Origin of the sequence: Mucilaginibacter sp. 5C4, assembly GCF_034345625.1 — a bacterium.
Taxonomy (GTDB): Bacteria; Bacteroidota; Bacteroidia; order Sphingobacteriales; family Sphingobacteriaceae; genus Mucilaginibacter; species Mucilaginibacter aurantiaciroseus.
Genome location: NZ_CP133775.1, coordinates 2,255,307 through 2,267,359, shown reverse-complemented (window position 1 = coordinate 2,267,359; position 12,053 = coordinate 2,255,307). Strand labels below are relative to the sequence as shown.

Sequence of the window (12,053 nt, the reverse complement as noted above, 5' to 3'; positions counted from 1 at the left end):
ACAATCTGAATACAATCTGTATTAAATCCATCAAAAAGCACCTATGCCTGCGCCAATTCAGTTTTTCTTCAGATTTACAGTATATCTTTAGAGATATCACAATTTTAAATTCCTATGGCTATAATAGAACCAACCCGCCACGACGTACAACATCCTTCCGCATTAAAGCGATATTCGTTTCCACTACGCCTTTGGCACTGGGTAAACCTGATCGTGATCAGCGGTTCGTTAATTACTGTATTAATTAATTCGACCATTACAGATGACCGTGCCACATCAAAGTTGATGAAAGATGAAATTCAAAAAACAGGCACAACTCTAACAGATAATCAAACTCAAACTGCCGCACACGCCTTAAGCGATAGCGTATGGGGGGTACACATCTATTTTGGCTATGCGCTGGCAGCGCTGCTCGCCTTTAGGCTGATATTGGAGTTTTTTCAGCTGGCCGATCAAAAGTTTATCCGCAAACTAAAAAGCGCCTACCGGCAATTTAATACCATCAAAAAAAACAGGGAGGTGGCCAGGCACGAGCTTACTGTTAAAGCCATTTACGCAATATTTTACGTGTTACTTTTAGTAATGGCTATTACCGGATTATTCCTTGCTTTCGAAGATGCCCTGTCAGCTTATAAATCCATCAGGCATTCTGTTAAAGAGGTTCATGGTTTTTGCATGTACCTTATACTGACATTTATTTTGGTACACCTAATTGGCGTTTTATTGGCAGAACGTAAGAACGAAAAAGGCATTGTATCTGATATGATAAACGGCGGCAACACCAATAATTGATCTGTTAAATGAATTATCTGTCACAAATACATCGATCATCAAAATCACGTCTAACTGAAAAGCAAATAGAATATAACCGGGTTAACGACGTGGTAGTTGAATTTATAAATACCCTAACCGAAGCTAGAGACGCGGAATTTTTGTGGTTAGAAGTAACTAAAAAAGGCTATAAAATGAGTATAACCTCGTTTTATAGCCGCCTTAAAAAACTGGTTGAAGCAGGATTGATCGTAAAAGTGCATGTTGCTAACAACAAGTTTGTTTACAAACCAACCCGGTACTGATTACTTAAACTTTAAAGCCAGTGTTACAATATTAGAGTTTAAGCCTGTAGAGCGCATATAGTGCCCGGCCCTTAACTCTAACGATGTAAAGTGTGCGTTGCCAAACACTCCTTTTGGCGGAGATAGCCTAACATTGGCGCCAACAAAATTACTGTGCAAACTGGATAGGTCGTAATCGCTGGTGTAAAATTGGTCTGTTGGGTTATGCTGCCCATATGGTTTAAAATAACGTGTACCTACCTGCGTGTTATAACGGTAAAACGGACTTACAGATACAAATGATGTTAGCTTTACCGGTACCTCTATCTCGGCAGTATGCGCCCTTATTCCCCAGTTATCCATATAGTACCGGTAAAAAGTGCGGATGATAAAATGATCATCTAAAAAGTAATTTAACCTCAGCCCGATTGGCAATTTATACCTGTCGTCGGGCAGGTTCTCTACGCGTGCAGATCCATCAGTAAAATAATCCCGCTGGTATTTGGTAGCCAGTAAACCATGCTGGTAAGATGGTTCGACTATTAATGCAACCTGTAGCCTTTGCGTAAGTACTTGCGATAGAGAAAAAGATGTACTGAATGAGTTTCGTGGCCGCGAATCAACCGGCCGGTTATCCTCATGGTCAGACCCGGAACCGTAACCCGCGGGGCGCAGTTCAACAGGAAGTATCACTTTCCATTTGTCTAAAAAGGCCTGGGCCTTAAAATCAAACTGGGTGTTTTTATTTTTTGACAGCCTGGTAAAATTGATGCCCGCTCCTACCGACTGGTAATCATACTCGTGCGAATAGGATGCTGATAAACCAAAAGCGTTACCCGTTTTATCGTTCGATACAGTCCAGTTTAATGATGGATAGATCCGCGTATCCTGCATTGATGCAGACGACACACTGTTTGGGTCGATCTTATCTGACGACGCTGAAGTATAATGATCCACGCCTAATTCGAAGTTGAACGTATGCTTTTTACCCGAGCTGCTATATTTAGACATCTGCAGGTCAAACGTATTAGCAAAGTCGGTAAGTTTCTCCGTCCCTATCCCACCGGTAACGGCCGAGTTATTACCATCCTGGTGATAGTAGGACGTTACAAAGTTTATCTCATCAAGTTTCAATTTACGCGCTTCGTAGTTAGACGTATCTTTAACAGGGACAGGTTTTGTTTGCGCGTGCGATGCCAAAATGCCAAGGTACATGGCAATTAAACCTAAATATAGTTTTCTCATTTAAGTGTTTAACTAATTACATCCACATCCACCACCACTTTTACCACCATTGGCGCCGGAGCCACCCTCGCGATAAAGCTGGAAACTCTGTTCAAACTTTTGCGATTTACGGGCCGTTAAGTCCATCTCCGAGTCGTTTAACCGGTTCTTTTGATAAGGTTTAACAGTTTTGCAGGACGAAAAGCCGATTGCGCCAATACAGGCGACCATCATAATTAACAGGGGTATTTTAGTCATCATTTGTTTATTTAATGTTGATGTTTTTTGATGTATAAAAGCAATTGTTGTCGGTAATAATTACGCAGGCAATTTGCTGCAATTGGTTAACCATGTCCAGGCCTACCGTTACGCCCATTACCGTTACAGGCGTAGCCATAGCATCAGCAAATTCGGCACTTGGGGAAATTATGGTAACACTTTTTATCCCGCTTACCGGTAGGCCTGTTTTAGGGTCGATGGTGTGAGAGTACCTTTTGCCATCTATCACCGCAAATTTTGCGTAATTACCCGATGTGGCAATGGCCATATTACTGATGTTAAGGGTAGAAAAAGGTGTCGCCTCCTGGTCAGGGTCGGCAATGGCAATTGTCCAGGGTTTACCGTTAGGTTGTGTGCCCCACGTAACGAGATCGCCGGCAGCATTTACAATACCGCTTTTAACCCCGTTGGCGTGCAATAAAGCCTTTGCCATATCAGCGGCATAACCTTTACCTATGCCGCCAAAACCTATTCGCATACCTGTCTCTTTTAAAAAAACAGTGGCATTATCGTTATCAAGTATTACATTCTTGTAGTTTATCAGCCTTACCGACTCACGCGCAAGTGCTGCACTAGGCAGGGCTTTCATATTTACATCAAAGTTCCAAAGGCTCTTATCTATAGACCCATACGTAATATCAAAAGCACCTTGTGTTAGTTCGGATATTTTTAACGAACGTGCGATCAAATCAAACACCTCCCGGGCAACCTTAACCGGTGCAATACCGGCATTTGCATTTATTAGGTTGGTTTGGCTGTCATCTTTAAAAGTGGTAAGCAGTTGCTCTATCCGTTTTATCTCGGCAATAGCCAGGTCTATCCTGGTATTAGCCCAATGTTCATTACCGGCAACTACGCTTATTTCGAAGCGGTTGCCCATTAGTTTTAGTACACGTTTATGTACTGTTTCAATATTAGCTGTTTCAGCGGTTTGCATTTGCTGTAGCTATTTGTTCTACAAACTGTTGCGATGTCACATTTGGGAATCCTTCCCATTTTTTTAGCACCTTGCCGTTTTCATCAACCAATAAAGTAAGCGGAAACTCGCCATCGGGATCGTATTTATCGGCCAGCGCTTCGTTCTTTTTTACCTGCTCTTTGACTAACTGATTTTTCTTTTGACGCGGAAAATCTGCGCGCACCAATACAAGGTGCTCTGCCGCGTAATCTTCAAAGGTTTTAGTTTCCAATATCTCTTTACGGGTGCGGATACAAGGCCCGCACCAATCCGAACCGGAAAAGTTTATCACAATAAGTTTATGCCCTTTTTGTGCCTCTTTTTGAGCTTCGTTAAAATCTCCGGACCAGGTAATTACCGGGGGTATTAAGGCAAATAATATAATTGATATCAGTTGTTTCATTATCGTTAGATATTAGGAGTAAACCCTTAAAAATGTACCGGTTAACGTAGTATTATAAACCGTTAAGGAGCGGTTGGTTGGCCCACCGGTTACCGTTCCTTTTTCGGTAAAGGTAGCACCGTGGTTATTGCAATAAAATTGGCTGTTGCCCGATTCATAAACTAATGGGTAGCTTTGATGTGTACACGATTCCTGCACCGCTATATAAGCACCGGCCGCGGTGCGTGCAACTAATATACTTTGTGATATTAAGTAGCCGCCGTTTTTTGAAAGCGCTGCATTTGCAGAAGTACTTAAATCAAGTGTAAAATCCACATTGGTTGGCGCGGCATTAGAAGGGCCATTTGATGAATTGGAAGTTTTGGAACAACCTAAACAACTCAGAATAGTTAAAGACGCGGCACCGATACCTACTGCAGAAAAAAACTCTTTTCTGTCCATCGTTTTTTTAGAATTCATTTTGTAATTAATTAGGGGTTCTTAATTTCAATAAACTGTATGCTCCAATACAACCGTTTCTTTTACAATACAAGTTTAAACGCTAAATCTGTATTTAATATGAATTTTAGGGCTTGGCCATTTATTTAACCATTTTTAACAAATTAGCTGTTATTTACCATTAATAAGCTTTGCCATAGCAAAGGCAGCCCCTGCTGCCAGCGCGCCTATAATTACTACTTTAAATGCACCGCTTATAGCAGGTTGCCCAGTTAACTTGCTTTTAAAATAGCCAAAAATAAATAGGCTTATCAATGTAACTATGCAGGAATAGTATAATGCTGTTTGAGAACTATCAACTAAAATATAGGGCGAAAGCGGAATTATACCACCTACTATATAGGATAAGCCAATAGTAATTGCGCTTTTGGTAGCGCGGTTGGCGTGGGGTTCTTCCAACCCTAATTCATAACGCATCATAAAATCAACCCACTTATCTTTATCTTTTGCCATTTCATCGGCAATTTGTTGTTGCAATATTTCTGACAGACCGAACCCGGCGAAAACTTCTTTCACCTCAGCTTTTTCTTGTTCGGGCAACCGGTCAACTTCATCATATTCCCGTTTTAATTCAGAATTATAATGATCCACTTCGGTACGGCCTGCCAAAAAGCCTCCTAAACCCATTGCGATAGACCCGGCTACAATTTCTGCAATACCTGCCGTAACCACTATAGTCGACGAACTTATGGCGCCACTCAAACCTGCAGCAAGCGCGAAGGGTACTGTTAAACCATCGGACATGCCTATTACAATATCCCTGATCGTTTCTGAACCGGTAACGTGATGTTCTTTATGCATTTCTATTATAATTTGTGGGAAATCAGACGCTTAACAAATACTGACTAAACTTAGATCTTAAATCTGATTTTATTCTGAATTAGGTTGTGGCTGCAAAATATGCGATGCAGATATTTATCGATAACTGTTGTCAGAGGGTCCTTCAGAACACAAAAGCCTCAAGTGGAAAATCTTGAGGCTTTTGGCTTTTAAGTTGTATATAATTACTATTCCCACAGATAAGTAAAACCTGGTGTTTCGCCGTTAAGATAATTAAAGGTAATGTGTTTGCCTTCCATTTCACCGGCGTTGGTCATCATCTTTGGGTATGTGAGGCTGCACTGGTAATCGGTTAACACTTCATCGCCATAAGTTTCTATCCGGGTATATGTAGCCGCATTAGCGCCTGATTTGGACGAAAAATTGCCTACCCTATCAGCAAAAGGCTCTGCCGTTAAGCTTGCCGATTATTTTGACCCCCAGGATGGTTTTATCTACATATCCAACGCCGGTGTTAAAACTGTATTTGCACAAGATCTTTCTGCCCAACAGCAAGATCAGATCTACGCTACACAAACACCTGCTTCACAAACTGTATTTGCGGATAAAAGCGGCGAGCCTGCCTGGAAAACCAAACCAAGCTGGTATATTGCAGCAAAAAGCGATAAGCCCTGATCTGGAAAGATTAATGGCTAAAAGAATAAATGCTAAAACAACAGAGATTGAAGCTAGCCACGTGGTAATGGTATCTCATGCAAAAGAGGTAGTTGCTATTATTGAGCAAGCGGCAAACTCAGCTAAGTAAGTATTTAACACTTCAGGTAACATTTAGATTACCGCCCAAAGCCGTCAAATAATTGACGGCTTTTTTTATTGGAGATATAACCTGCAATACGGGCCGCATTTTCATCTTGTATCAGCTCATCATTATTCGCGTTAAGGTCGTTTACTTCCAATAAACCTGTTGCATTATCCTGCACCTCTTTCCATAAGGTTAAAGGTTGGGTAGCAGCAGCGGTACACTCCCTTGCATCACTCATGTTTTTATAGTTCCAGTATTCTGGGATCCTGTAATCTATCGGAGCGTTCACTGTAACCGGCCAGCGTACGCAAGCTGTAGTTTTACCCGCCTTGTGCATAGCATCCCAAAGGGTTGGCGATTTTATCAAACTATAATCCCAGTACCATTTACCTGTTGCTCCTTCGGCCTCAAACGGTGTATTGTAGTAAATACCGTGTTTTGCCGGGGTAACGCCCGTTATCATGGTGGTATGATTCGGGTAAGTTACCGACGGGAACACAGGGTTTAACCCCTGTGCTGCAACGCCGTTCTTCATTAATTCCCTTACAGTAGGCATAGCGTAATTAATGCTATCCAGATAAAACTCGGGCCTAAATCCATCTACCGTTACCAGTATCACGTATTTGGCCGCAGGGGCTTGTGCTGTGGCACTTTGTTTAAGGCCTAATACCGCGGCAAGCGCTATTAGTGTACTGTATATGTTTATTTTCATGTTTGTATTAGTTAAAACCCGTAACGTAAACCTAACTGGAACTGGTAAGGGTTACCGCTTAAGTTTGATACACCGGCATTAGTATTAACGCTATATACATACTGTTGCTTAGCGGTATCAAAGCTTTTAATGTTGTAAATAGAAGTTGCACCAAGGTTATGGTTCACGCCCCAGTTTCTGTTAAGTAAATTTGTTACGTTAAACAAATCCACTGATAACTCAACGTATTGTTTCTTAGCGATCGCCAGCTTCTTGATCAGCCTTAGATCAACCACACCATAGAAAGGGTTAACACCACCGTTACGCTCGGCAACTTTACCAAAACTGTTACGGATGTATTCTTTCATGCCTTTTTCAACTTTAGGGTTGTTCAATACCGCATTGATACCATATTTTAAGTACTGCGGTGTTGATGAAGCATTAGGATCATAGATGTAAGCAAGATCATTACTTGCCACAAAGTCGCCGTTCACGTTTCCGTTAACAAATAATGAGTAACGTGTACCGCTTAAGCCCGAGAACCTAACACCCGCGCTAAAACCGTAGAATGTTGGTGAGCTACCGTAAGCTACAATTTTGCTCCTGAACTGGTTACCAGAATAGCTCATGCCGCCAAGGTTACGTGGATCATCTTTTACGTATTGTACCAGTGTAGCGGTGTTAGCTACGTTACCATTGTAAGAAGTATTATCTTTAGTTTGGTTCCAGGTGTATGATACCGAAATTTCCCCTTGTTTATAATACTTATAATCGGCATCAAAAACAAATGCCATTTGGTTTACTTTACCAACGCTTTCCAGTTCTAACACACGGCCAACCTGAGTGGTTTTTCTGCCTTGTGTCCAGTCAACTGTACCGTTTGTGGCGTTGATGGTACTTGCAGGCACATATACACCTCTATTGTCCTCAGCCGCAAGGCGGAAGAATGGTTGGTCTACCATGTTTTTATCAAGGTAGGTATAGTTGTTGCGGCCTAAGCTTAAATATCCGCTTGCGGTAACCCTAAAGTTTTGCGCGAAAAAGTGCGAGTAAGATACGTTCGCTTTGTACACAACCGGTACTTTGGCATCTTTACCATTCATGTTAATAGTTGTCAGTTTTGCTATTGCAGGGTTGTTAAGCAGATCTAAACCCGGTGCCGTTGACGGATTGTTTCGGTACCCCGGGAAGTTTGGCGTTGGTATCAAAGCCGCGTTGGTAATATCTACACCTACAATGTGCGAACCATCAAACAACATGTTGTTGATCATAGAATACGGGTTTAACGCCGAACCTAAAATACCACCACCTAAACGGATAATGTCTTTACCATTCTGGCCTACATCCCATGTGGCCTGTACCCTTGGCTGCACCTGAAAGGTTGCCAATTTGTTAGATGTATTTAAACCAAGCGTATTGTAAACAACCTGATTAAAGTTTGCCTGGTCAAGGTAAGTGGTGTAATCTGCACGGATACCCGCTGTAAGGTCAAAACCCGGGAACAAGGTGGTTTGTACCTGTGCGTATAAGTTTGGCGCAAGTATGTTGAATTTTATATTCCTGTCTGATGACGTGTAAATATCTCTTGCATAACGATACGGGGTAAGATTATTGAAATTTATTAAACCGGTAAAGTAAAAACGGCCGTTTATTTCGCTACCATAAATGGAGTTTTGGTTGGTGAAAGTTAAGCCACCACCAAAGGTGAAGTTGTATTTTCCTTTGGTCCAGTAAACGTTATCGGTTAGCTGGGCAACGTTATTATTGAAATAATCGCCTCCGTAACGCTGGCCGCCTAACTGTATAGCAGTTGTGTAGGTAGAACCATCAGCCGCAACAGACGGGATATTTGCACAATAGCACGCGGGATATTATCTTCAGGCAACTGGCTGTTCGCAAACATTTTATTGTATTCCCAGTAATGCTGAATTTTCAACTCGTTTGTTAAATTAGGGCTCAGGATACTACGTAACGATGCCATTACGCTGTTGTTTAAACTTTTACGTGTGCTGTACACCTCGTAAATATTAATAGCGGTATTATCACCATCAGACTGGTTGTCCAGATCGTAAATAAAGTTATCACGTATGGTGAACAAGTTCTTAGGGTTTATCTGCCAGTCGATACGGGCGAAACCTGCGTGTGTATTTTTAAATTTATCAAACTGGCCAAACTGAGGCGAGCTTGCCACACCATATTTATTCCTGGCGATGGTTAAATAGTTATCTAAAGTAGCCTGGGTTACATTATAACGTTTTTCGTCATCTGCCGATTGGATGCTGGCAATGTATAACGGCCTTGAATCTGCCTGATGATCCCAAGCGATAAAAAACTGCGCTTTATCTTTTACGATAGGCCCACCTAACGAGAAACCGTATTGGTAGGTAGAAAAAGTCTGGTTACGTTTTAAACCATTTAAGCCATACTTGCTTGATAACCAGTTGGCACGTGCATATGTAAATGCACTTCCGGAAAGCACGTTGGTACCAGATTTGGTTACCGTACTTATAGTACCGCCACCTGCATTACCATAAGTAACATCATACTGGTTGGTAACCACCTGGAACTCCCTAACTGCCTCTAACGAGATAGAGTAAGCACCTGTTGGCTGGCCACCGGAGATTGTACTCTTTGCTGCCATACCATCAATAGTATAGTTAGTTGCCGATGCCAGCTGGCCGCTTAAGCTGCTACCCGCGCTCAATGGCGACAGATCTGCCAGAGAGGTAAAGTTACGGCCGTTAACCGGTAACTTCGCAATATCATTAGCGGTTACAGCAGTGGCAGAACCAATGTTCTCAATTTTATTACGGGTTGATGATGCTTTGATCTCAACAGCGTTAAGCTCCTGTACTTTTTGCTCCATCGCAAACGAAACCTGCAGCAGGTCGCCCTGATTTAATGAATAACCAGTTTGCTTTTGCGTAGCCAGGCCCATTGCTTCTACAGTAATACTGTATGGCGAACCTAATGGAAGTTCTTTCAGTAAAAATGTTCCTTTTGAATTAGATGTAGCTTTTATTGTAAAGCCGGTAGATTCGTTTTTAACGGTGATGGTTGCATTTGGCAACAATGCACCGCCTGCATCAGATACTTTACCGGATATACCGGCCAAATTAGTTTGTGCCATAGCCGCTGTTGCAAACAGCAAACTAAACAGGCAAGCAAGCCATACTTTTTTGAGGAATTGTTTTTTCATGCTTAATAGTTTGTGAGTTTTAATTAAGCGCAAAAGTGTAGGAGTAATATTATTGGCGGGTTTGCTCCATATTAAACTTACATAGTTATTAGTTTAAGTACAGGTTAAGGCCTTAACAACTATGATAACTATTCATAACGAAACCTTTTTATTGTTGCAATAATTTACTAAATATTTAGTTTAAACATCTTAAACATGAAAAAGCAATTTTATTAGTATCCCTTATGGCAAAGTATTCTTTGGCGGGGGCCCTTACGCCGGTTATCTGATGTCGGCAAATGTTAAAAGTACATCCACAGTGGAGGGCGTAAAACAGCCCGGGCAAAACATTAACTATACTATTGGCGATAATGTTGATGATCTTAAACTGATGGATTATGGTGTTAATGCACTGGCTGGCTTTGCCTCTAACAGTGGCTTTCAGGTAAGTGCGGGCTATGGTTATGGATTTACGAATGTTTTACCCGAACAAAACGATGTTAAAATTAAAAACCGGATATTTAATATATCTTTAGGGTATTCGTTATAGGCAAAAGCCTCAAACATATGTTTATAAACCAAAAGCCTTTCAAATTTAGTTGAAAGGCTTTTGGTTTATAAATATTTTAATTCGCATATTAAAAATCTTAAATAATAATTTATATATCTCATTATTAGATATATAAAAACAAATACCTACTTATGGATATTTTGGGCGCAGCTATCAAAAAATACTTTTGGGTTCAAACAAAACTATATGATGAAAGCACTACCCCAAAAAAATATCGCGGCTGCATTTCTTTTCATGATGGTATGCAGTGCGTCATGCAAAAAAGCAGGAGAACTATCTGATGCTATAGACCATGCGGTTGATGACGCCATTACCGAACTGTTATCGGTAAACGCAATAACCGAAGACCTTGACAGGACCAGTAACCTCGAAAACTATGTAGACCAGGTGGTGTTAAACAATAAGCTGATGAGTACCTCGAGTATCCAGATAGATCTGCCACAATCTATCCCCTATTCATTCCGCCGCAAAAAATTCACCTTATCAGGTTCGGCATGGACGCCCACCACAATTAATTATAGCGGCACTATATCAAAGTCATTTTTCACCAATAAAAACTCTTCTAACACGCTAAAAATATCTATTCAGGCAAATGAGCCAGTTGTGCGCGTAAATGGCATTATCGCGGCAAGCTGTTCAGGGTCGGGCACAGGAACTGGTACCGGAACAGGCACTTCATCAACTTTGGCTGATAAGGACGTTTCGGGCAAGGCTTATAAAACTGCAGGTTTCTCTTTCACGCTACCGTCCGGCTACAAAACCATGAAGATCCGCACGACTGAAAAAAATAACAATTACCGTAACTTGGCCGACCTGTTTGTTCGTAAAGGTTCGGCACCTTTTGTAGCAGGCCCTCTGCCGCCAACCTACCAACCCAAATACGCCTGGACAGCCGACTATCACGAGATAGGTGTAAACCGCGATGACCGTTCGGTTACCATAAGTAACCCGTCATCCGGCACGTGGTATGTGGCGCTTTACGGCTATAATTCAGATTTCGATTCGCAGGTTATCATAACCGCGACAAAATAAAACCTAACCTTAATGCAATCAAAAAGCCTTTCAGTTTGATGCTGAAAGGCTTTTTTAACTATTAGTTATCGGGTATTACAACAGCAATCCCTTCAAATCCGCAGGAGAATAGTTGATAGACTTTAGTGTTTTATTATCCGCCGTACGGAACACTAAAAATTTCTCTTCTTCCTCCTTGTAATGTGCTTCGCTTCCGTCTTTCTTCAAGTAATGTGCAATGGTTTCATTTGCTTCTTCGATGGTATTGCAGGCCTTGCTCATGTTTGAGCGGTGCACCTCATCAAACAGGGCTTTAAATTTATCGCCAAGGCCAAACTCCAGTATGGCGCCTGCCAGTACGTATTGAATATCGCAAAGGGCATCGGCAATTTCAACCAGGTTGTTGTCGGCAATGGCTTCCTGTAGTTCCCTTACCTCTTCGGCCAAAAGGGCAACGCGCAAGTCGCAGCGGGCTTGTGATGGTATAGTTGGCTCATCAAGAACCGGGTGTTTAAACGTTTTATGAAATTCGGCAACCTGGTTTAACGGCGATGCTTCCTGCATGTTATAATAGCTTTATGGGTGTTAATGATTAAGCCAAAG

At 41.6% G+C, this 12,053-nt stretch carries 15 protein-coding genes; 5 read left to right on the top strand and 10 right to left on the bottom strand.

Going from position 1 to position 12,053, the window contains the following annotated elements; translation table 11 throughout:
• Positions 1-114 precede the first annotated feature (114 nt).
• Together RHM67_RS10720 and RHM67_RS10715 are read left to right on the top strand one after the other, a co-directional pair.
• Positions 115-792: a cytochrome b/b6 domain-containing protein gene (locus tag RHM67_RS10720; protein ID WP_322226699.1), complete on the top strand. Its 678-nt coding sequence runs from the start codon at positions 115-117 to the stop codon at positions 790-792.
• A gap of 8 nt (positions 793-800) precedes the next feature.
• Entirely contained in the window at positions 801-1,076 is a 276-nt protein-coding gene (locus RHM67_RS10715; RefSeq protein WP_322226698.1) for a hypothetical protein, read from the top strand.
• Here the strand turns inward: RHM67_RS10715 and RHM67_RS10710 are convergent, their stop codons facing one another.
• The 6 genes from RHM67_RS10710 to RHM67_RS10685 all read right to left on the bottom strand — a co-directional run bounded on the left by RHM67_RS10710 (position 1,077) and on the right by RHM67_RS10685 (position 5,218).
• Positions 1,077-2,300: a DUF3570 domain-containing protein gene (locus tag RHM67_RS10710; RefSeq protein ID WP_322226697.1), complete on the bottom strand. Its 1,224-nt coding sequence runs from the start codon at positions 2,298-2,300 to the stop codon at positions 1,077-1,079. It abuts the gene before it with no gap.
• Positions 2,301-2,312: 12 nt separating this feature from the next.
• On the bottom strand, positions 2,313-2,537 hold the full coding sequence (locus RHM67_RS10705) for a DUF4266 domain-containing protein (protein ID WP_416182874.1): 225 nt from the start codon (positions 2,535-2,537) through the stop codon (positions 2,313-2,315).
• A 7-nt stretch (positions 2,538-2,544) separates the two neighbouring features.
• A complete protein-coding gene (locus RHM67_RS10700; protein ID WP_322226695.1) occupies positions 2,545-3,495 on the bottom strand; it encodes an FAD:protein FMN transferase in 951 nt (316 codons plus the stop codon).
• A complete protein-coding gene (locus RHM67_RS10695) occupies positions 3,482-3,919 on the bottom strand; it encodes a thioredoxin family protein (protein ID WP_322226694.1) in 438 nt (145 codons plus the stop codon). Before RHM67_RS10695 ends, RHM67_RS10700 begins: the two co-directional genes overlap by 14 nt.
• A gap of 12 nt (positions 3,920-3,931) precedes the next feature.
• Complete coding sequence (locus RHM67_RS10690; RefSeq protein WP_322226693.1) at positions 3,932-4,378, bottom strand: ubiquinol-cytochrome c reductase iron-sulfur subunit; 447 nt, start codon at positions 4,376-4,378, stop codon at positions 3,932-3,934.
• A gap of 150 nt (positions 4,379-4,528) precedes the next feature.
• Positions 4,529-5,218, bottom strand: coding sequence for a VIT1/CCC1 transporter family protein (locus RHM67_RS10685; protein ID WP_322226692.1), 690 nt, complete (start codon positions 5,216-5,218; stop codon positions 4,529-4,531).
• Between the two features lie 390 nt (positions 5,219-5,608).
• Between RHM67_RS10685 and RHM67_RS10680 the strand changes: the two genes are divergently transcribed.
• Positions 5,609-5,872, top strand: coding sequence for a hypothetical protein (locus tag RHM67_RS10680; RefSeq protein WP_322226691.1), 264 nt, complete (start codon positions 5,609-5,611; stop codon positions 5,870-5,872).
• A 158-nt stretch (positions 5,873-6,030) separates the two neighbouring features.
• Here the strand turns inward: RHM67_RS10680 and RHM67_RS10675 are convergent, their stop codons facing one another.
• From RHM67_RS10675 to RHM67_RS10665, 3 genes are all read right to left on the bottom strand, one after another.
• Positions 6,031-6,711, bottom strand: a complete 681-nt coding sequence (locus tag RHM67_RS10675; RefSeq protein ID WP_322226690.1) for an ectonucleotide pyrophosphatase/phosphodiesterase — start codon at positions 6,709-6,711, stop codon at positions 6,031-6,033.
• A gap of 11 nt (positions 6,712-6,722) precedes the next feature.
• Positions 6,723-8,195 carry a hypothetical protein gene (locus RHM67_RS10670; RefSeq protein WP_322226689.1) on the bottom strand — a complete coding sequence of 491 codons (1,473 nt, stop codon included), beginning with the start codon at positions 8,193-8,195 and terminating at the stop codon, positions 6,723-6,725.
• A 290-nt stretch (positions 8,196-8,485) separates the two neighbouring features.
• Positions 8,486-9,889 (bottom strand): TonB-dependent receptor, encoded by a 1,404-nt coding sequence (locus RHM67_RS10665; RefSeq protein ID WP_322226688.1) that lies wholly within the window; start codon positions 9,887-9,889, stop codon positions 8,486-8,488.
• Positions 9,890-10,157: 268 nt separating this feature from the next.
• On the opposite strand from RHM67_RS10665, the gene RHM67_RS10660 reads away from it, so the two are divergent.
• Both RHM67_RS10660 and RHM67_RS10655 read left to right on the top strand, forming a co-directional pair.
• Complete coding sequence (locus RHM67_RS10660) at positions 10,158-10,418, top strand: hypothetical protein (RefSeq protein ID WP_322226687.1); 261 nt, start codon at positions 10,158-10,160, stop codon at positions 10,416-10,418.
• Between the two features lie 207 nt (positions 10,419-10,625).
• A complete protein-coding gene (locus RHM67_RS10655) occupies positions 10,626-11,471 on the top strand; it encodes a hypothetical protein (protein WP_322226685.1) in 846 nt (281 codons plus the stop codon).
• 75 nt (positions 11,472-11,546) lie between these two features.
• On the opposite strand, the gene RHM67_RS10650 is transcribed toward RHM67_RS10655, so the two are convergent.
• Complete coding sequence (locus RHM67_RS10650) at positions 11,547-12,014, bottom strand: nucleoside triphosphate pyrophosphohydrolase family protein (RefSeq protein WP_322226683.1); 468 nt, start codon at positions 12,012-12,014, stop codon at positions 11,547-11,549.
• Positions 12,015-12,053: the final 39 nt, after the last annotated feature.